The organism is Citrobacter sp. wls615, assembly GCF_005281355.1.
Lineage (GTDB): Bacteria > Pseudomonadota > Gammaproteobacteria > Enterobacterales > Enterobacteriaceae > Citrobacter > Citrobacter werkmanii.
Map to the genome: position 1 here is coordinate 108,016 of NZ_SZXM01000020.1, position 21,172 is coordinate 129,187.

The 21,172-nt window shown below is 51.3% G+C and carries 18 protein-coding genes and 1 pseudogene; 15 read left to right on the top strand and 4 right to left on the bottom strand.

The annotated features are described in order from the left end of the window. The first annotated feature begins 20 nt into the window (after positions 1-20). The 9 genes from FDX04_RS06515 (at position 21) to FDX04_RS06555 (ending at position 9,684) form a co-directional block, all read left to right on the top strand. The gene (locus FDX04_RS06515) at positions 21-902 is read left to right on the top strand and encodes a carbohydrate ABC transporter permease (protein WP_042308518.1); all 882 of its coding nucleotides are present in this window, start codon (positions 21-23) and stop codon (positions 900-902) included. Beyond that, positions 889-1,731 carry a carbohydrate ABC transporter permease gene (locus FDX04_RS06520; RefSeq protein WP_003020474.1) on the top strand — a complete coding sequence of 281 codons (843 nt, stop codon included), beginning with the start codon at positions 889-891 and terminating at the stop codon, positions 1,729-1,731. The genes FDX04_RS06515 and FDX04_RS06520 overlap by 14 nt, the downstream gene beginning before the upstream one ends. A 27-nt stretch (positions 1,732-1,758) precedes the next feature. Then, positions 1,759-2,811, top strand: coding sequence for a zinc-binding alcohol dehydrogenase (locus tag FDX04_RS06525; protein ID WP_137370642.1), 1,053 nt, complete (start codon positions 1,759-1,761; stop codon positions 2,809-2,811). A gap of 16 nt (positions 2,812-2,827) precedes the next feature. After that, entirely contained in the window at positions 2,828-3,616 is a 789-nt protein-coding gene (locus FDX04_RS06530; protein ID WP_137370643.1) for a sugar phosphate isomerase/epimerase, read from the top strand. 10 nt (positions 3,617-3,626) lie between these two features. Then, positions 3,627-4,682, top strand: coding sequence for a Gfo/Idh/MocA family protein (locus tag FDX04_RS06535; protein WP_137370644.1), 1,056 nt, complete (start codon positions 3,627-3,629; stop codon positions 4,680-4,682). Further along, positions 4,679-6,955 carry a glycoside hydrolase family 65 protein gene (locus FDX04_RS06540; protein WP_137370645.1) on the top strand — a complete coding sequence of 759 codons (2,277 nt, stop codon included), beginning with the start codon at positions 4,679-4,681 and terminating at the stop codon, positions 6,953-6,955. The genes FDX04_RS06535 and FDX04_RS06540 overlap by 4 nt, the downstream gene beginning before the upstream one ends. Beyond that, positions 6,952-7,620, top strand: a complete 669-nt coding sequence (gene pgmB / locus FDX04_RS06545; RefSeq protein WP_137370646.1) for a beta-phosphoglucomutase — start codon at positions 6,952-6,954, stop codon at positions 7,618-7,620. The genes FDX04_RS06540 and pgmB overlap by 4 nt, the downstream gene beginning before the upstream one ends. Before the next feature lie 10 nt (positions 7,621-7,630). Further along, positions 7,631-8,713, top strand: coding sequence for an ABC transporter ATP-binding protein (locus tag FDX04_RS06550; RefSeq protein ID WP_042308134.1), 1,083 nt, complete (start codon positions 7,631-7,633; stop codon positions 8,711-8,713). Between the two features lie 65 nt (positions 8,714-8,778). Further along, complete coding sequence (locus FDX04_RS06555) at positions 8,779-9,684, top strand: OmpG family monomeric porin (protein ID WP_137370647.1); 906 nt, start codon at positions 8,779-8,781, stop codon at positions 9,682-9,684. A gap of 31 nt (positions 9,685-9,715) precedes the next feature. On the opposite strand, the gene FDX04_RS06560 is transcribed toward FDX04_RS06555, so the two are convergent. Next, on the bottom strand, positions 9,716-10,726 hold the full coding sequence (locus FDX04_RS06560; protein ID WP_042308138.1) for a LacI family DNA-binding transcriptional regulator: 1,011 nt from the start codon (positions 10,724-10,726) through the stop codon (positions 9,716-9,718). A 230-nt stretch (positions 10,727-10,956) separates the two neighbouring features. Between FDX04_RS06560 and pspE the strand changes: the two genes are divergently transcribed. The 5 genes from pspE to FDX04_RS06585 all read left to right on the top strand — a co-directional run bounded on the left by pspE (position 10,957) and on the right by FDX04_RS06585 (position 18,386). Continuing rightward, positions 10,957-11,274 carry a thiosulfate sulfurtransferase PspE gene (gene pspE / locus FDX04_RS06565; protein WP_038640891.1) on the top strand — a complete coding sequence of 106 codons (318 nt, stop codon included), beginning with the start codon at positions 10,957-10,959 and terminating at the stop codon, positions 11,272-11,274. A 142-nt stretch (positions 11,275-11,416) separates the two neighbouring features. Next, positions 11,417-12,814 carry a YcjX family protein gene (locus tag FDX04_RS06570; RefSeq protein ID WP_042308522.1) on the top strand — a complete coding sequence of 466 codons (1,398 nt, stop codon included), beginning with the start codon at positions 11,417-11,419 and terminating at the stop codon, positions 12,812-12,814. Further along, positions 12,811-13,872 (top strand): YcjF family protein, encoded by a 1,062-nt coding sequence (locus FDX04_RS06575; protein WP_137350273.1) that lies wholly within the window; start codon positions 12,811-12,813, stop codon positions 13,870-13,872. Before FDX04_RS06570 ends, FDX04_RS06575 begins: the two co-directional genes overlap by 4 nt. A 146-nt stretch (positions 13,873-14,018) precedes the next feature. After that, the gene (gene tyrR, locus FDX04_RS06580) at positions 14,019-15,563 is read left to right on the top strand and encodes a transcriptional regulator TyrR (RefSeq protein WP_061381265.1); all 1,545 of its coding nucleotides are present in this window, start codon (positions 14,019-14,021) and stop codon (positions 15,561-15,563) included. Between the two features lie 321 nt (positions 15,564-15,884). After that, positions 15,885-18,386 (top strand): lysozyme, encoded by a 2,502-nt coding sequence (locus FDX04_RS06585; protein WP_137370648.1) that lies wholly within the window; start codon positions 15,885-15,887, stop codon positions 18,384-18,386. 329 nt (positions 18,387-18,715) lie between these two features. Here the strand turns inward: FDX04_RS06585 and FDX04_RS24640 are convergent. After that, positions 18,716-18,787, bottom strand: a pseudogene (locus FDX04_RS24640) (hypothetical protein); the annotation flags it as partial. 71 nt (positions 18,788-18,858) lie between these two features. After that, on the bottom strand, positions 18,859-19,365 hold the full coding sequence (tpx, locus tag FDX04_RS06590) for a thiol peroxidase (RefSeq protein WP_042308146.1): 507 nt from the start codon (positions 19,363-19,365) through the stop codon (positions 18,859-18,861). 115 nt (positions 19,366-19,480) lie between these two features. Between tpx and ycjG the strand changes: the two genes are divergently transcribed. Beyond that, positions 19,481-20,446 carry an L-Ala-D/L-Glu epimerase gene (gene ycjG, locus FDX04_RS06595; RefSeq protein WP_137370649.1) on the top strand — a complete coding sequence of 322 codons (966 nt, stop codon included), beginning with the start codon at positions 19,481-19,483 and terminating at the stop codon, positions 20,444-20,446. Here ycjG and mpaA read toward each other — a convergent pair. Beyond that, positions 20,421-21,149 (bottom strand): murein tripeptide amidase MpaA, encoded by a 729-nt coding sequence (gene mpaA, locus FDX04_RS06600; RefSeq protein ID WP_042308148.1) that lies wholly within the window; start codon positions 21,147-21,149, stop codon positions 20,421-20,423. The genes ycjG and mpaA overlap by 26 nt on opposite strands. Positions 21,150-21,172 lie beyond the last annotated feature (23 nt).

Sequence of the window (21,172 nt, forward strand, 5' to 3'; positions counted from 1 at the left end):
TGGGGAAATGGAAAGCCGTGATGAATAAGTTCTTTTCAGGTCGATCGGATATGCCATTTGCCATGCTGCTGCTGGCGCCCAGCTTACTCTTGTTGGGGGGGTTAGTTGCATGGCCGATGATATCTAACATCGAAATCAGCTTTATGCGTCTGCCGCTCAATCCGCAAATTGAGTCAACATTTGTCGGCCTGAGTAACTATATCCGTATCTTAACCGATCCCGGATTCTGGCATTCGCTGTGGATGACGGTCTGGTATACCGCGCTGGTTGTTGCCGGGAGCACGGTGCTGGGGCTGGGAGTGGCGATGTTTTTTAACCGTGAGTTTCGTCTGCGGAAAACGGCGCGCTCACTGGTGATCCTCTCTTACGTAACGCCATCTATTTCGCTGGTGTTTGCCTGGAAATACATGTTCAACAACGGCTACGGCATTGTGAACTATCTCGGCGTGGATCTGCTGCATCTGTTTGAGCAGGCGCCGTTATGGTTCGACAATCCAGGCAGCAGCTTCGCACTGGTCGTGCTGTTCGCCATCTGGCGCTACTTTCCGTATGCCTTTATCTCGTTTCTGGCGATTTTACAGACTATTGATAAATCGCTGTATGAAGCGGCGGAAATGGATGGCGCGAACGCCTGGCAACGGTTTCGTATCGTCACGCTGCCAGCGATCATGCCGGTGCTGGCGACCGTAGTCACGCTGCGTACGATCTGGATGTTCTATATGTTCGCCGATGTTTATCTGCTGACCACTAAAGTCGATATTCTCGGGGTCTATCTCTATAAAACAGCGTTTGCATTTAATGACTTAGGCAAAGCGGCCGCTATTTCTGTCGTCCTCTTCGTCATCATTTTCGCTGTTATCCTGCTGACCAGAAAACGGGTGAACCTCAATGGCAACAAATAAACGCACGCTTGGCCGCATCGGCTTTTACTGTGGATTAATTGTCTTCCTGGGCATCACGTTATTTCCGTTTTTTGTGATGCTGATGACCTCATTCAAAAGCGCAAAAGAGGCGATCTCGCTGCATCCCACGCTGTTACCTCAGCAATGGACGCTGGAACATTACATCGACATTTTTAACCCGATGATCTTCCCATTTGTTGACTACTTCCGTAATAGCCTGGTGGTATCGGTCACGTCATCGGTGGTGGCGGTGTTTCTCGGCGTGCTTGGGGCGTATGCGCTTTCCCGTCTGCGTTTTAAGGGACGGATGACCATCAATGCCAGTTTTTACACGGTGTACATGTTTTCGGGGATTTTGCTGGTAGTGCCGCTTTTCAAAATCATTACGGCCCTCGGCATTTATGATACCGAAATGGCGTTGATTATCACCATGGTGACCCAAACGCTGCCGACAGCCGTGTTTATGCTGAAAAGCTACTTCGACACCATTCCGGATGAGATAGAAGAGGCCGCGATGATGGATGGATTAAATCGTCTGCAAATTATCTTTCGCATCACCGTGCCGTTGGCCATGTCCGGTCTGGTTTCAGTCTTTGTGTACTGCTTTATGGTTGCGTGGAATGACTATCTGTTCGCCTCGATTTTCCTCTCCAGCGCCAGCAATTTCACATTACCGGTCGGTCTGAACGCGCTGTTCAGTACGCCTGACTATATCTGGGGACGCATGATGGCCGCATCGTTAGTCACCGCATTGCCGGTGGTCATTATGTATGCGCTTTCCGAACGTTTTATTAAGAGTGGTTTGACCGCAGGCGGCGTGAAAGGCTAAGCGGCCAGTTTAATTAAGGAGTTGTAAATGAAGAAGTTAGTTGCCACCGAACCGCGTGTTGCAGCGCTGGTTGAATATGAAGACAGAACAGTTTCCGCCAACGAAGTGAAAGTCCGCGTACGTTTTGGCGCACCGAAACATGGCACCGAAGTGGTCGATTTTCGCGCTGCCAGTCCGTTTATTGATGAAGATTTTAACGGCGAATGGCAAATGTTTATGCCGCGTCCGAAAGGGGCGCCGCGCGGAATTGAGTTCGGTAAGTTCCAGCTTGGCAACATGGTGGTGGGCGATGTCATTGAGTGTGGTAGCGATGTGACCGATTACGCCGTCGGCGATTCTGTATGCGGCTACGGCCCACTGGCAGAAACGGTAATCTTTAACGCCGTAAACAACTACAAACTGCGCAAAATGCCAGAAGGTAGTTCGTGGAAAAATGCCGTGTGCTATGACCCTGCACAGTTCGCCATGAGCGGTGTGCGCGATGCCAATGTGCGCGTCGGCGACTTTGTGGTCATCGTCGGGTTAGGGGCAATTGGCCAGATCGCCGTACAACTGGCTAAGAAAGCGGGTGCGTCAGTGGTTATTGGCGTGGATCCGATTGCCCATCGTTGTGATATCGCGCGTCGCCATGGGGCTGATTTCTGTCTGGATCCGATTGGCACCGACGTGGGCATGGAAATTAAAAAACTGACCGGCAAACAGGGCGCGGATGTGATTATCGAAACCAGCGGCTATGCGGATGCGCTGCAATCGGCGCTACGCGGTCTGGCCTATGGCGGAACCATCTCCTATGTCGCCTTCGCAAAACCTTTTGCTGAAGGGTTTAACCTGGGCCGTGAAGCGCACTTCAACAACGCCAAAATCGTCTTCTCCCGGGCCTGCAGTGAACCAAATCCAGATTATCCGCGCTGGAGCCGCAAGCGCATTGAGGAGACCTGCTGGGAACTGTTGATGAACGGTTATCTGAACTGTGAAGAGCTTATCGATCCGGTAGTCACCTTCGCCAGCAGCCCGGAAAGCTATATGCAGTATGTCGATCGCCATCCGGAACAGAGCATCAAAATGGGCGTGACGTTTTAATTAAGGAATACAGAAAATGAAAATCGGAACACAGAATCAGGCTTTTTTCCCGGAAAATATTCTCGAGAAATTCCGTTACATCAAAGAGATGGGTTTTGATGGTTTTGAAATTGACGGCAAATTGCTGGTCAACAATCTTGAGGAAGTGAAAGCGGCGATCAAAGAAACGGGTCTGCCTGTTACCACCGTCTGCGGGGGGTATGACGGTTGGATCGGTGATTTTATCGAAGAACGTCGTTTGAATGGTTTACAGCAGATTACCCGCATTCTCGAAGCGCTGTCCGAAGTAGGCGGGCAAGGCATTATTGTCCCTGCCGCCTGGGGCATGTTTACCTTCCGCCTACCGCCGATGACCTCTCCTCGTAGTCTGGAAGGCGATCGTAAAGCCGTCAGTGATTCATTGATTTATCTCGATAAAGTTGCCGAGCGTACGGGGACGGTGGTGTATCTTGAGCCGCTCAACCGATATCAGGATCATATGATCAACACCCTGGCGGATGCTCGCCGCTATATCGTGGAAAACAACCTGAAGCATGTGCAAATCATTGGTGATTTTTACCATATGAATATCGAAGAAGACGATATGGCACAGGCGCTGCATGACAATCGCGATCTGTTGGGACACGTGCATATTGCGGATAACCATCGTTATCAGCCGGGGAGCGGTACGCTGGATTTCTCTGCGCTTTTTGACCAACTGCGTGAAGATAATTATCAGGGCTATGTAGTGTATGAAGGGCGCGTACGGGCGGAGAACCTGCCGGAAGCATACCGTCAGTCGCTGGCCTGGCTGCGTACCTGCTAAGAGGATTTCCGTGAAAAGTGCACTGACAAGCGCTCCGCTACGTGTCGCCATTATCGGCGCCGGGCAGGTAGCGGATAAAGTTCATGCTTCGTACTACTGCACCCGCAACGATCTGGAACTGGTGGCTGTCTGTGACAGCCGCCTGTCACAGGCGCAGGTGCTGGCAGAGAAATACGGTAATCCGCAGGTTTGGGACGATCCTCAGACGATGTTACGCGAGGCGAAGCCAGATATCGTCAGCATCTGTTCGCCCAATCGTTTTCATTATGAACACACCATGTTGGCGCTGAACGCTGGCTGCCATGTGATGTGCGAAAAGCCCCCGGCTATGACGCCAGACGAGGCGCTGGAGATGTGTCAAACGGCGCGGCGTATGGGGAAGGTACTGGCTTATGATTTTCATCATCGTTTCGCACTGGATACACAATTGCTTCGCGAACAGGTAATGAGCGGCGTGCTGGGTGAAATCTATGTCACTAATGTCCGCGCCTTGCGCCGCTGCGGCGTACCCGGCTGGGGTGTTTTTACCAACAAGGAACTGCAGGGCGGCGGGCCGCTGATTGATATCGGTATCCATATGCTTGATGCCGCGATGTATGTGTTGGGCTTCCCGGCGGTAAAGCGCGTTAACGCGCACAGCTATCAACGTATTGGTACGCGTAAGAACAACGGCCAGTTTGGGGAATGGGATCCCGCGACGTACGCCGTTGAGGATTCTCTGTTCGGCACGATCGAATTTCATAACGGCGGGATCCTGCGCCTTGAGACCTCTTTCGCGCTGAATATTCCTGAACAATCGATTATGAACGTCAATTTCTGTGGCGATCTTGCCGGGGCGACTTTATTTCCGGCGCAGGTCTATACCGATCGTGACGGAACGCTGGATGTGCTGTTCCAGCGCGAAATAGCCGATGACAATCGTCACTTTCGCAGCATGGAGTCTTTCGTAAATCACGTACAGGGCGAGCCTGTCGCTATTGCGGACGCAGAGCAGGGCGTCGTTATTCAACAACTGGTTGCCGCACTGTATGAATCGGCTGAAACAGGAACATATGTAGACTTATGACGAAGCCAGTAATGCTAACCGAACCGGCTTTTTGCCCACACAGTCTGAATAAATTCGCTTCACTCATGACGACCGGCAACGGTTATATGGGAATTCGCGCCAGCCATGAAGAAGCCTACACTTTACAGACTCGCGGCATGTATATTGCGGGACTGTATCATCGGGCAGGGAAAGGCGAAATTAATGAACTGGTTAATCTGCCGGATGTCGTGGGCGTGGAGATTACGCTTAATGGCGAGATTTTCTCGCTAACCAGCGGCGTGATTGAGAGCTGGCACCGAGAACTGGATTTTACCAGCGGTGAATTACGCCGTGCCCTGGTCTGGCGAGCGTCTGGCGGCGCACGTTTTGCCATTGAGAGTCGGCGGTTTGTCTCGGCGCAAAAATTGCCGCTGTTTGCTATGGAAGTTGCCGTTACCCCATTGGATGGTGATGCCTGCATTGGCATCTCAACCGGGATTGATGCCACGATCACCAATCACGGACGTCAGCATCTGGATGAAACGCAGGTCCGGGTATTTGGTCAGCATCTTCTGCAAGGCATTTACACCACCCAGGACAATCGCAACGATATCGCGATCACGACGTTTTGCGATGTAGACGGTGCGGCGCAGCGCTGCTTCACCGCGAAAGAACGTCGGTTGTTACAACACAATAGCGTGCAGGCGAAAACCGGACAACGCGTTACGCTGACGAAAATTAGCTGGATCGACTGGGCGAGCGAGCGCAGCCTGTCGCTGGAAACCTGGGGACGCCAGTCGCTGCGTAATCTGGAAGCGTGCGCCCAGCAGGGATATGACGCGCTGCTGGCGGAATCGACCGCCAACTGGCATGCCTGGTGGCAAAGCCATCGTGTTCAGGTCACCAGTAATGATATGAGCGATCAGCGAGCGCTGGATTATGCGCTCTATCATTTGCGTGTAATGACGCCAGATCACGATGAGCGCAGTAGTATTGCGGCGAAAGGTCTGACGGGAGAAGGGTATAAAGGCCACGTTTTCTGGGATACCGAGGTCTTTCTGTTACCGTTCCATCTCTTCACCGAGCCGAAAACCGCAAGAAGTTTATTGCGTTACCGCTGGCATAATTTGTCGGGCGCGCGTGAGAAAGCCCGCCGCAACGGTTGGCAGGGGGCGCTGTTTCCCTGGGAGAGCGCGCGCAGCGGTGAGGAAGAGACGCCTGAATTCGCGGCGATCAACATTCGTACCGGGCTGCGGCAGAAAGTGGCCTCCGCACAGGCTGAGCATCATCTCGTGGCGGATATTGCCTGGGCGGTGATCAATTACTGGCATGCCACCGGTGATATGAACTTTATGTCCCGTGAAGGTATAACGCTGCTTCTGGAAACAGCAAAGTTCTGGATCAGCAGAGCCGTTATGGTTAATGACCGTTTAGAGATCCACGATGTTATTGGCCCGGATGAATACACCGAGCATGTAAACAATAATGCGTTCACCAACTACATGGCCTGGTACAACGTGGAGCAGGCGTTGGATTTTGCGCGTCGCCTGGGCTGTAACGATGAGATCTTTATTCATCGTGCTGAGCATTTTTTACGCCATATCTGGCGTCCGGAAGCGTTGTCCGATGGTGTGTTACCTCAGGATGACACCTTCCTGAGCAAACCGGTTATCGATCTGTCCAGTTACAAAGCGAAAGCGGGCAAGCAGACGATTTTGCTCGATTACTCCCGCGCAGAGGTCAATGAGATGCAAATTCTCAAACAGGCCGATGTGGTGATGCTGACCTATATGCTGCCGGAGCAATTTACCCCGCAAACCTGTCTGGCGAACCTGCGGTTTTACGAGCCGCGCACCATTCATGACTCGTCTTTGAGTAAGGCTATCCATGGGATTGTGGCTGCGCGTTGTGGTGATTCAGAGCAGGGATATCGCTTCTGGCGTGAAGGATCGCTTATCGATCTCGGAGACGATCCACATAGCTGTGATGACGGTATTCACGCAGCGGCGACGGGGGCCATCTGGCTGGGCGCAATCCAGGGATTTGCCGGCGTGAATGTTCGCCACGGGGAGTTACATTTTACCCCGGTATTACCTGACCATTGGCAAACTTTGTCTTTCCCACTGCGTTGGCAGGGGGTTGATATGCAGGTCACTATCAATAAAGCTGAAATCCGCATTAGCACCACTGAGCGTATTACCTTGTGGGTTAATGGCGAAAAGATCGCCGTCCAGGGGGAGTCAGCGATTACTTATGACGGTGTTATTACGTCTATTTATGGGACCGCTACCACGAAAAGGGATGATGAATGATACTCAAACCACAGGCCATCATTTTTGATTTGGACGGCGTGATTACCGATACCGCACATTTGCATTTTCTGGCATGGCGGCAGGTAGCCAGCGAAGTAGGGATTGCGATCGACGAAGCATTTAATGACAGCCTGAAAGGGATTAGTCGCAGCGAATCACTGCAGCGTATTTTGCACCACGGCGGGAAGGCGGGGGAGTTTACTCCCGAGACTTGCGCACAATTGGCTGAGAGAAAGAACCGGCTGTACGTCCATTCTTTGCGCCAGTTAACGGTCGACTCAGTATTGCCTGGGATTAGCGAGTTGTTAATGACGTTACGGGAAGAGCGGATTCCGGTTGGGCTGGCCTCAGTGTCGCTCAATGCGCCCACTATTTTACAGGCGCTTGATCTTAGCGCTTGTTTTGACTTTTGTGCGGATGCAGCGCTGATTACCCATTCAAAACCGGATCCAGAGATATTTCTGGCGGCCTGTGCGGGGCTTGGCGTTGATCCGCAGCAGTGCATTGGCATAGAAGATGCACAAGCGGGCGTTGATGCGATCAACGCCTGCGGCATGCTCTCCGTTGGCATCGGTACGGAGCTGAACGGGGCAAGCTTGCAGCTTCCTTCAACCGAATTTTTGACGTGGCCGTGCTTATCGGCTTTCTGGCAACACGACAAGTAAAGGATTCAACATGGCACAGCTTTCGTTGCAGCATATTCAAAAAATTTACGACAACCAGGTCCACGTCGTTAAAGACTTCAATCTGGAAATCGAAGACAAAGAGTTTATTGTTTTTGTTGGGCCTTCCGGTTGCGGGAAGTCAACGACGTTGCGCATGATCGCCGGTCTGGAAGAGATCAGCGGCGGCGATCTGCTGATTGACGGTAAACGGATGAATGATGTGCCGGCGAAATCGCGCAATATTGCGATGGTTTTTCAGAACTACGCGTTGTACCCGCACATGACCGTCTATGACAATATGGCGTTTGGCCTGAAGATGCAGAAAATTGCTCCGGCAGTGATTGAGGAGCGCGTGAACTGGGCGGCGCAAATCCTTGGCCTGCGCGATTATCTGCAGCGTAAACCTGGCGCGTTATCTGGCGGTCAGCGTCAGCGCGTGGCGCTGGGACGTGCGATTGTTCGTGAGGCTGGGGTCTTCCTGATGGATGAGCCTTTATCGAATCTCGATGCCAAACTTCGCGTGCAGATGCGGGCAGAAATTAGCAAACTGCATCAGAAACTGAATACCACCATGATATATGTTACCCATGATCAAACCGAAGCCATGACGATGGCAACGCGTATTGTGATTATGAAGGATGGCATTGTTCAACAGGTTGGTGCACCTAAAACGGTTTATAACCACCCGGCAAATATGTTCGTCGCCGGATTTATTGGTTCACCGGCCATGAATTTTATTCGTGGCGCGATTGATGGTAATAAATTTGTTACCGAAACGCTGAAGTTAACCATTCCCGAGAATAAATTAGCACAGTTAAAAGCGCAGGGTTATGAGCATCAGGCCGTTATACTGGGTATTCGTCCTGAAGATATACATCCGCAGCTTAATAATGAAAATAATGTATCGGCAAAAATTAGTGTGGCAGAACTAACTGGCGCTGAGTTTATGCTTTATACCGTTATTGGGGGGCATGAGTTGGTGGTCCGTGCCGGGGCAGTGAATGATTATCACGCAGGAGAAAATATCACTATTCATTTTGATATGGCGAAATGCCATTTCTTTGATGCTGAAACTGAAGTGGCTATTCAATAAAATTCCGGGGGGGTAACCCCCCAAACCTTGGGGCATTTTTGCGAGTATTTTAACAAGGAATAATAATGAAAACCCTACTGTCCGCTACTGCGCTGATGATGAGCGCAGGAGTGGCCTGCGCGCAGGCCGCTGAAAAGAATGACTGGCACTTTAATATCGGTGCCATGTACGAAATAGAAAACGTTGAAGGTCAGGGCGAAGATATGGATGGACTGGCTGAGCCGTCTGTCTATTTTAATGCGTCCAATGGGCCATGGAAAATATCTCTGGCCTATTATCAGGAAGGCCCGGTTGATTACAGCGAGGGTAAACGCGGTACCTGGTTTGATCGCCCGGAACTGGAAGTTCGCTATCAATTCCTCGAAAGCGAGGATGTTAATTTCGGATTGACCGGTGGTTTCCGTAATTACGGCTATCACTATGTTAATGAACCAGGAAAAGACACTGCCAATATGCAGCGCTGGAAAATTCAGCCGGACTGGGATATTAAACTTACTGACGATTTGCGTTTTAGCGGCTGGTTGGCGATGTATCAATTCGTCAATGACTTGAGTACCACAGGTTACTCCGATAGTCGCGTTGAAAGCGAAACCGGTCTGAATTATACCTTCAACGAAACGGTGGGCTTAACGGTCAACTATTATCTCGAGCGCGGCTTTAATCTGGCGGACTCGCGTAATAATGGTGAGTTCTCAACCCAGGAAATTCGTGCTTACTTACCGTTATCTTTCGGCAATACCACCCTGACGCCGTACACCCGTATTGGCCTTGATCGTTGGTCAAACTGGGACTGGCAGGATGATCCGGAACGCGAAGGGCATGATTTCAATCGCCTTGGTTTACTGTATGCCTATGATTTCCAGAATGGTTTATCAATGACCCTGGAATATGCCTATGAATGGGAAGATCATGACGAAGGTGAAAGCGACAGATTCCATTATGCGGGTATTGGTGTGAATTACGCATTCTAAAATGTGCAGGGGCATTGTTATGCCCCTGTTTTTACACCAGTGAGTCGGCTAACGATATTTGCGTGCTCACGGTGATGTTCTGCAATCCTTTCTCACCGGCAATCAGATTAAATAATAAATTACAGCTTTGTTCGCCGAGCTGCTGAGTTGGGACATCAATGCCTCCCGGTACGGGTGTCAGCATAAATGACAGCAGTTCATTACTGTAGCCTACAACGGCAAGCTGTTGCGGAATGGCGATATTTTTCTCAGCCGCCACGCGATATAAACTCATTAATTTTAAACTGTCGGTGGCAAATACTGCGTCGGGTAACGGTTGTTGACTCAGTAATTTCCGCGAAGCGAGCAGGGCTGTTTCATGTGTATAACCCCCATCAATAATCCACTCATCGCGTATTTGAATGTTATGTTCCTGAAGGCTGGCTTTATACCCATTGACGCGATCAATGGAAACATGAACGTCAAGCGGGGCATGTAAACAGGCAATATTACTGTGGCCGCTCTCAATAAGCGCATTTGTCAATGTAATGCTGTCGCGATAGTTATCAGTGTCTACAGAATAGACATTGGCGTACTCACCTTCCACTTTACCAATAACCACGACCGGAACGTTGTATTTATCCAGTCTTGCAAAAAAAGATTCATCAGCGGGAGAACTCAGCATAATGATGCCTTTGATCAATTTTTGCTTAATTTTACTCTCACATTTTTGTAAATCATCTTCGGTGCTTCGCGACGTCTGTAATATGACATCAAAACCAACTTCTTCGGCTTTGGCCGTAATAGCATGCAGCACTTCAGAGAAAAAGGGATTACCGGCGGTTGTTTTGGCAGAACGGGTTGATATCACCATTATTGCGTCAAAGCCGGAAGAGGTGAGCGCCCGAGCCAGTTTATTGGGCTGATACTGTAACTCATCAATAGCGCGCAGCACTTTTTCCAGCGCTTCCGGCGAGATGTTGGTTTGCTTATTCAGCACGCGCGATACCGTGGATTTTGATACGCCAGCGGCTCGTGCAATATCATAAATGGTAGGAGACATAGATCCCAAGCTCCGTCCGAGAGTCAATGGCGGACATATTATGGAGTTCAATGCCGAATGACAACAATCACAGAATGCTGACAGAAAAATCAAAAGACACACCGCACAATGTGTTACCTGAAGAACAATGCGATCTGCTGGTGTGTACGATGATAATGCAGTCGCAATATTTTCTTAAGAACTGGCGTATAGTGTTGTAGTGAAATCCCACTCTCGATCAGGAAGATATTATGTTTAAAAAAGGCGTATTAGCGTTGGCACTGGTCATTGGCATGCCGGTTTATGCTGCAGAACACTGGATTGATGTTCGTGTTCCTGAGCAATACCAACAGCAGCATATTCAGGGGGCCGTCAATATTCCGTTAAAAGAGATGAAGGCGCGTATCGCAACAGAAGTGCCTGATAAGACCGACACCGTGAAGTTGTATTGCAACTCCGGGCGTCAATCGGGACAGGCGAAGGATATGCTTGTTGAAATGGGCTACACGCAGGTGACGAATGAAGGTGGGATCAACCAGATTGCGCTGCCAAAAGTAGAGAATAACTAAACCATCCGTATATCTTCTGTAACAGGCGGCAGGAATAATGCCGTCTGACACCGCTCAGGTAGTTGATAAATAAGAATTGACCCCAATCTTTACTTCCTGTTTGTTATAATTTCTTCGGTTCCTTCAGCATAACGGGATGGCGATGAAGCGACTTAAAAATGAACTCAATTCGCTGGTTAATCGCGGCGTAGATCGGCATTTGCGCCTGGCTGTCACCGGGCTTAGCCGTAGCGGTAAGACGGCGTTTATCACCGCAATGGTAAACCAGTTACTCAATATTCATGCCGGTGCACGCCTGCCGTTGCTCAGCTGCGTGCGCGAAGAGCGTCTGCTCGGCGTTAAACGGGTTCCTCAACGTGATTTTGGCATTCCGCGCTTTACCTATGATGAGGGACTGGCTCAGCTGTATGGTTCTCCGCCAGCCTGGCCGACACCAACGCGCGGGGTGAGTGAGATTCGCCTGGCCCTGCGCTATAAGTCCAATGACTCTTTGCTGCGCCACTTCAAAGACACTTCCACGCTGTATCTGGAGATCGTTGATTATCCTGGCGAGTGGCTGCTCGATCTACCGATGCTGGCGCAGGATTACCTGAGCTGGTCGCGGCAAATGACCGGATTATTACAAGGTCAGCGGGGCGAATGGTCGACCAGATGGCGACAGCTCAGTCAAGGATTAGATCCGTTAGCGCCTGCCGATGAAAACCGTCTGGCGGAAATCGCCGCCGCGTGGACGGAGTATTTGCATCAGTGTAAACAGCAGGGGCTGCATTTTATTCAGCCAGGACGCTTTGTCCTGCCGGGAGATATGGCGGGTGCGCCTGCGCTGCAATTCTTCCCGTGGCCGGATGTGGAAGAATATGGCGAATCTAAGCTGGCGCAGGCGGACAAACACACCAACGCAGGCATGTTGCGCGAGCGGTTTAATTACTATTGCGAAAAGGTTGTGAAGGGTTTTTATAAGAATCACTTCCTGCGTTTTGATCGCCAGATTGTACTGGTGGATTGCCTGCAACCGCTCAACAGCGGGCCACAGGCGTTCAATGATATGCGTCTGGCGCTGACCCAATTGATGCAAAGCTTCCATTACGGGCAGCGTACGCTGTTTCGTCGGCTGTTCTCTCCGGTGATCGACAAACTGCTGTTTGCCGCCACCAAAGCTGACCATGTCACGGTCGATCAGCACGCCAATATGGTGTCGTTGCTCCAGCAACTGATTCAGGATGCCTGGCAAAACGCCGCGTTCGAAGGTATTAGCATGGATTGCCTGGGCCTGGCATCGGTACAGGCAACCACCAGCGGCCTGATTGATGTGAAAGGCGAAAAGATCCCGGCGCTGCGTGGCAATCGCCTGAGCGATGGCGAACCGCTGACCGTCTATCCCGGCGAAGTGCCCGCGCGGCTGCCAGGGCAAGCGTTTTGGGACAGCCAGGGATTTCAGTTTGAAGCATTTCGCCCGCAGGTGATGGATGTTGATAAACCCTTACCGCATATCCGTCTTGATGCCGCGCTGGAGTTTTTAATAGGAGATAAATTGCGATGAGCGAGCCGTTAAAACCGCGTATCGATTTCTCAGGTCCGCTGGACGTGGAACAAAACCCGGCGTTTAAAGCGCAGCAAATGTTCAATGAAACGGAAGCGCAGACCTTTGCTCCGGCGACACTGGATGAGCCTCTGGAAGACGAAGGTCAGGCAGAAGCGGTGATTGATGCTGCCTTGCGTCCTAAACGCAGTTTGTGGCGCAAAATGGTGATGGGCGGACTGGCGCTGTTCGGCGTGAGCGTTGTCGCACAGGGCGTGCAGTGGACCATGAACGCCTGGCAGACCCAGGATTGGATCGCGCTGGGAGGGTGCGCCGCGGGCGCGCTGATCGTCGGCGCGGGCGTGGGGTCGGTGGTGACCGAGTGGCGCAGGTTGTGGCGTTTGCGCCAGCGAGCGCATGAACGTGATGAAGCGCGAGACCTGCTTCATAGCCACGGAACAGGAAAAGGTCGCGCATTTTGTGAAAAGCTGGCGCAGCAGGCGGGTATCGATCAGTCGCATCCGGCTTTACAGCGCTGGTATGCCTCTATCCACGAAACGCAAAACGATCGTGAAGTTGTCAGCCTGTATGCCCATCTTGTGCAACCTGTGCTGGACGCGCAGGCGCGACGCGAAATTAGCCGTTCTGCGGCGGAGTCCACGCTGATGATTGCCGTCAGCCCGCTGGCGCTGGTGGACATGGCATTTATCGCCTGGCGCAATCTGCGCCTGATTAATCGCATCGCCTCGCTGTACGGCATTGAGCTAGGGTATTACAGCCGTCTGCGTCTGTTCCGGCTGGTGTTGCTGAATATCGCTTTTGCCGGCGCCAGCGAACTGGTACGGGAAGTGGGAATGGACTGGATGTCGCAAGATCTGGCTGCGCGCTTATCAACACGTGCTGCGCAGGGTATTGGTGCCGGGCTGTTAACGGCGCGTCTGGGTATTAAAGCGATGGAACTCTGCCGTCCGCTCCCGTGGATCGATGACGATAAACCACGCCTTGGGGATTTTCGCCGCCAGTTGATTGGTCAGGTCAAAGAGACCTTACAAAAGAACAAGTCTCCGCGTGAAAGTTAGCCAGAAGAGGGTGCCGATCGTATAACTTTACGCCGCGGCCCCCTATTTTCCGGCGTGCTGTCAATATTTGTTGACAGAGTTCTTCCTGCAAACCAAATACTGTCTTATCATTTAACACATAATCCCTTGTCCAGGTGAAGGTTCCTATGCGTTTGGAAGTCTTTTGTGAAGACCGACTTGGTCTGACCCGCGAATTGCTCGATTTACTGGTGCTGAGAAGCATTGATTTACGCGGTATCGAGATTGACCCCATCGGGCGTATTTACCTTAATTTTGCGGAACTGGAGTTCACCAACTTCAGTAGTCTGATGGCTGAAATCCGCCGTATTTCAGGGGTTACGGATGTACGTACCGTCCCCTGGATGCCTTCCGAACGGGAACATCTGGCGTTGAGTGCCCTGCTCGAGGCATTGCCTGAACCCGTTCTTTCTCTGGATATGAAAAGCAAAATTGAGATGGCGAACCCTGCGAGCTGTCAGCTTTTTGCTCACTCTCAGGAGCGGATGCGTAATCATACTGCCGCCCAGTTAATCAATGGTTTTAACTTCCAGCGCTGGCTCGAAAGCAATCCGCAGGATTCACATAGCGAGCATGTCGTGATTAACGGACAGAATTTCCTGATGGAAATTACGCCAGTTCACTTGCAGGGTGAAAATCAGGAGCAAATGCTGACGGGAGCCGTCGTTATGCTGCGTTCCACCATCCGGATGGGGCGTCAGCTGCAAAATATGACCACGCAGGATCTGAGCGCGTTTAGCCAGATTATTGCCGTCAGCGCCAAAATGAAGCATGTCGTAGAACAGGCCCGTAAGTTGGCGACGCTTAGCGCACCGCTGCTAATCACCGGTAATACCGGTACGGGTAAGGATCTCTTTGCCCACGCCTGTCATCTGGCGAGCCCGCGCGCGGCGAAGCCGTATCTGGCGCTGAACTGTGCGTCGATCCCTGAAGACGCGGTCGAAAGCGAGCTGTTTGGTCACGCAGGGGAAGGTAAAAAAGGGTTCTTCGAGCAGGCTAACGGCGGCTCGGTGTTGCTGGATGAGATTGGCGAAATGTCGCCGAGCATGCAGACCAAATTGTTGCGTTTCCTCAATGACGGGACCTTCCGCCGGGTTGGCGAAGATCATGAAGTCCATGTCGATGTACGTGTGATTTGCGCCACGCAAAAGAACCTGGTGGAGCTGGTGCAGAAAGGACTGTTCCGTGAAGATCTGTATTATCGTCTGAATGTGCTGACCCTCAACCTGCCGCCGCTGCGCGATTGTCCGCAAGATATCATGCCGCTTACCGAACTGTTTGTGGCGCGTTTTGCCGACGAACAGGGCGTACCACGCCCGAAATTATCCGCCGATCTCAGCACGGTATTAACCCGCTACGGCTGGCCGGGTAACGTGCGCCAGCTTAAAAATGCCATCTATCGGGCGTTGACCCAGTTGGAGGGGTATGAGCTGCGGCCACAGGATATTCTATTGCCGGATTACGATGCGGCAACGGTTGCGGTCGGAGAAGATGTGATGGAAGGCTCGCTGGATGAAATTACCAGCCGCTTTGAACGCTCGGTGCTGACGCAGCTGTATATGAACTATCCCAGCACGCGTAAACTGGCGAAAAGGCTTGGCGTTTCCCATACCGCAATAGCCAATAAACTGCGCGAGTATGGCCTGAGCCAGCAGAAAAAAAGCGAAGAATAGAATACGGTTGCCAACTCTGTTATCGGGGTTGGCAATATTTTATTTGTTTTCAGGCTACATGTACGTTAACTAGGTTCGTTCACCTCAGTCACATAGTTTCTATGTTCCTGGAAATACACTCACTTGTTGCCTTCATACACTCGCATTATTTTAGATATATATAATGAATTTTATTAATCATATTTAATATGAATTCTGGTGCGACCAGTATCCCTCATTCTTAATTAGTTACCCTTTTCGCGGTAGTTTATTTCGCTAATTCATTATTCCTTTTACAATTAATGGCATTTTGAATAATGCAATTATTAATAAGGGATGATTATGAAACTTAATATATTTACCAAAGCAATGATTGGGATGGGCGTATTATGCGCGGCTGCTCCTGTATTTGCTCTTGAAGCCTGGAACGGGCAAGAAGGAACAGGTCCTTACGAAGTTATTTACAATAGCGGTGTCTATACTAATGCCTGGTGGGTGGGGGCTTCGGACTGCCCGGGGAATGCCACTGATGAGGACCCAAATAACCCGTGGCGTTTTGAACGTGATGCAACTTCAGCGGAAATTGCGGAATATGGCAACCCGACAACGTGCGATACTGGCGGAGGTACGGTAACCTATCCAGACTACAATAGCGCAAATGCCTACAATGCCAATGATATTGTCACTTACAACAATGCGACCTGGCAGACGTCTACCGCACAGAGCGCATACGGCTTCACGCCGGGTGCAGCCAATCCGTGGGAAGTGTATGCGGAAGTCGCGCAGTGGACAGCAACCACAACCTACAACAAAGGCGATAAAGTTCAGAAGGACGGCCAGGAGTATGAGGCTCTGTTTTATACCCTTGGTGATGATCCTTCGCTGCCCGAGAATCAGAACCCGTCTGGCACGAATGGCCGTCCATGGAAGCCGTTAGGCGCCGTCGTAACCTATACGACAGATCAATTAAATAACGCACCTGAGTTTAATTCATCGACGCTATATGAAAGCGGTACATTAATTCGTTATAACGGAGACAATTATGTCTCCCAGGCTAAAGTCCAGAAAGTCACGCCAGCCGATACCAACCCGTGGAAAATTTATATTGACTGGTCCGGCACTAAAGCGATGGTCGGAACGCCTTCAGCACCGTGGCCAGCGCATGTCTACGCGCCGTATGTCGACTATACTCTGAACTCGCTACCTGACCTTGCCAGTCTGGCCAAAAACCAGGGTGTGACCCACTTCACCATGGCCTTTGTGGTGGCGAAGGATGCTGATACCTGCCTGCCAACGTGGGGCACGGCGTACAACGTCAACGATTACACGCAGTACAGCAAGATCAAAGCGCTACGTGAAGCAGGCGGAGATGTCATGGTCTCTATCGGCGGTGCCAACAACTCACCATTGGCGGCAGCCTGTACCGACGTATCACAACTGCAACAGCACTATTATGACATCGTTGAAAACCTTAATCTGAACGTGCTGGACTTCGACATCGAAGGCACCTGGGTTGCTGACCATGCCTCCATTAACCGCCGTAACGAAGCCGTTAAGGCTGCGCAGGATCAGTGGAAAACGGAAAATCGTAGCGTGGGGATCTGGTACACGTTGCCCATTCTGCCGACCGGTCTGACCGATGACGGTTTGTATGTGTTGAACGATGCAAAGGCCAAAGGGGTTAATCTGGCTGGTGTGAACGTGATGGCGATGGACTACGGAAGCAGTATCTGTCAGTCCGACGGTAAGGAAGGGCAGGATATTCATGGCAAATGTGCAACCTCAGCCATTGAAAACCTGTTCAGCCAACTGAAGCAGATCTTTACTGACAAGAGCGATGCTGAGATCAACGCCATGATGGGCGTTACGCCGATGAACGGCTACAACGACGTGCAGGGCGAAGTGTTCTATCTGTCGGATGCGAACCTGGTGATGGACGATGCCAAAGATCGCGATATGGGCATGATTGGCATGTGGTCGATGATGCGTGATCAGCCGGGCGTTGCCGGTCAGGTATCACCGGAACACAGTGGTTTAACGGAATCCCAGGCAGCGAAATACGCCTTCAGCGAAGTGTTTGCGCCGTTTACCCATAGCGATGAGACGCCGGCAGAGACGGAAATAAAAGACATCAATGTAGACAAATCGACAAATAATAATCCGCAATTAAAATGGACGCAAAATACCGCCAGTATTAAGAGTGGAGAGTATACCGTTACATTACAACACGATGGTTGGAATCGTGATGCCGTTGGTGAGCCGTACTATTTTGGTAAATATGGCAACAAAGGGAACGACCAGGTAACGATAACCGATTCAGGTAATGGTTATTCCACGGTTAAGTTATCCATATTGTCTGGAAACGTTACTGAAGGGCATAACGTTGCAGTTACCGATGAGAAAGGTAACGTTGTGTTAACTTATCAGTACACACTTGAAGATGTGAGTACGGGTAGCCCTTCGCAAATTGCATCGTCAGAGACGTCAGTTAAAAATGGTTCGTTGTCCTATACGATCAATTCATCTATGGCAATGATGGCTACGTATCAGTACGTTAACTTTTATTACGATTCAACCGACGCGAAAGGAAAAACGACCACCAATTTTTGTGGTTCCTGGTTCAAGGGGAGTGTCAAGAAGAACGGCAAAGTTTGTTACACGGTGATGAATTCGCAGCCGACGAATGCATACTGGTCCCCTTCTGAGGTTATTTCTGTAAATAAACTGAAAGCGGGTGATAAAGTTTATGCGGCTACCGCCGATGGCAGTAGTGAAAGTGCAAAAATCTTTACCGTACTGGATTCGATTACCTTAACGGATGAGATGTTAAAAGCGTCCAGGTAAGTTAAAAAGTCCTCACCTTCAAAAGCCGTAACAGTAATGTTACGGCTTAATTGTTAATAAATCTTGCCGTCAACAACGTATTCCTTCGCCAGAGGTATGGTATCAACCGTGACCTTTGCCTCTACCCGAATCAAAGCAATTCTGCTTTCAACGCCTTTCACCTGCTGCAGACTGTGAAGCAAGGCTATATACCTGTCATACTTCAGGTTGCATGCGCGTTGACTTTCCTCGCTCACACCAGTCACTTACTTGAGTTAGCTCCTGAGGATTCTCTGCGTCGCCGCCTTCCTGTAACTCGAATTATTTAGGGTATAGGTCAGATCAAACTACGCGCTGGCGCCAGGCTGTAATTGCTGAACTTGCTTCTGTTCGCACTCAATCGTGACGGGGTAGGCATAGCTGTTCAGTAAAAGTATAAAAAAACCTCGCCGTAGCGAGGTTGAGAATGTGTTGTATAGAATGCTAAGTGCTTTTAAGCTTTCAGCACGTCCAGCGCCGCATCATAGTCCGGCTCGTTGGTGATTTCATTAACTAACTGGCTGAAAACGACGTTGTCATTCTCATCGATAACGACCACAGCACGAGCGGCCAGGCCTTTCAGCGGGCCTTCAGCGATTTCAACGCCGTAGTTTTTCAGGAATTCTGCATTGCGCAGGGTGGACAGCGTGATAACGTTGCTCAGACCTTCCGCACCGCAAAAACGTGAGTGGGCAAATGGCAGGTCGGCTGAAATGCACAGTACGACGGTATTGTCGATTTCTGTCGCCAGTTGGTTAAACTTACGTACCGATGCCGCGCAAACGCCGGTATCGATGCTTGGGAAAATATTCAGTACTTTGCGCTTGCCTGCAAACTGGCCCAGCGTAACGTCAGACAGATCTTTAGCCACAAGGGTAAAAGCCTGAGCTTTGCTTCCTGCCTGAGGAATGGAGCCAGCGACTGCAACCGGGTTGCCCTGGAAATGAACGGTTTGTGACATGGTTATCTTCCTGTTTACATATGGTTAACGTCGAGGCTAGTTTATGCCATCAGCAGTTAACACGGCAAACGCTATTTGCGGATATCCGCTTCAGGGACTGCACTAAGGAAAACGAATGAGAACAGTAAAGGTATATGAGGAAGCCTGGCCGCTGCACACTCCCTTTGTTATTGCCCGTGGGAGCAGAACCGAAGCGCATGTGGTGGTTGTCGAAGTAGAAGAAAATGGCGTCGCAGGCATCGGAGAGTGTACGCCTTATCCGCGCTACGGTGAAAGCGATGCCTCAGTGCTGGCGCAAATTATGAGTATTGCGCCACAACTGGAAAATGGACTGACGCGCGAAGAACTGCAAAAGCTATTGCCAGCGGGAGCGGCGCGTAACGCCGTGGACTGTGCGTTGTGGGATCTGAGTGCGCGTCAACAGCAGCAGTCTCTGGCTGAACTGGTGGGTTGCGAATTGGCGGAGGTGGTGACGACAGCGCAAACGGTGGTGATTGGTACGCCGGAACAGATGGCGGCGAGCGCGGCAGCACTGTGGGAGAAGGGGGCGAGACTGCTGAAAGTCAAACTGGATGAGCGTTTAATCAGCGAACGGATGGTTGCCATTCGTGCGGCTGTGCCTGATGCCACGATTATTGTCGACGCCAACGAATCCTGGCGGGCAGAGGGGCTGGCCGCGCGCTGTCAGCTTCTGGCTGATTTAGGGGTTGCGATGCTGGAACAACCGCTCCCGGCGCAGGATGATGCCGCGCTGGAGAATTTTGTGCATCCGCTACCGATCTGCGCAGATGAAAGTTGCCACACCCGCAGCAGCCTGAAAGCGCTGCACGGGCGCTATGAAATGGTCAATATCAAACTGGATAAAACGGGTGGCCTGACCGAAGCGCTGGCGCTGGCCGTTGATGCTCGCGAACAAGGATTTGCGCTGATGCTGGGCTGCATGTTGTGTACATCCCGGGCGATTGGTGCGGCGTTACCCCTCACGCCGCAGGTCAGTTTTGCCGATCTCGATGGACCTACCTGGCTTGCCAGTGATGCGGAGCCAGCCCTGCATTTTACGACCGGACAGCTTCATCTCTAGGGTGCCAACGCAGGAGATTGGACATGGCCAGCAAGTATTTCTCGCTCGCTTCATCGGATGAAATGGGCGGGAATTCGGCGGTGATACAGTGCAAGTTCAGGTCGGCACACCAGCTACCAAAAGAGCCGGGCGTTTCATAACCTACGCTGGTAACCAGGGGCAACTCAAATGACTGCGCCAGCCACGCGCCCAATTCGCTGCGTCTGGGATCTTCAATACAGGCCAGCGGATCGTGGAAAGACACCACCCAGGCGGGATGAATCCGGTGAATAAGCTGACACAGCGCCTGGGTTTCTGGTTCTGACCCCGGATGCTCGCCAGTCAGCAATACCACGTCGCGTTCTTCTGCGCTACTGTTCCAGCGATACACCGTTTCACCCGCTTTCCAGTTTGCGGCAGGAAAGTTACGGTTAAGATCTACGCCGTTAGCATTTGCGCGTAGCCCAAGCTGGCAACCGTCGGGGTTCACCGCCAGCACAACATGATGACGACGCAGGGAAGGGTTAAGCGTACGCAATGCGCAGGAAAGGGTGACGACCGATGAGTTTTCATCACCGTGTGTACCTGCCAGTATCAGGCCGCTTTCACGATCGGCTGCCAGCGCAGGAAACCAGATTAGCGGTGCGCCTAACGATGAACGTCCGTAATGTTCGGTTCCTGGCGGAAATGCGCCGCGCTCGGCACGGGGACGGGTAGCGGTCATAGTCATCTCTGAATGCTCGAATA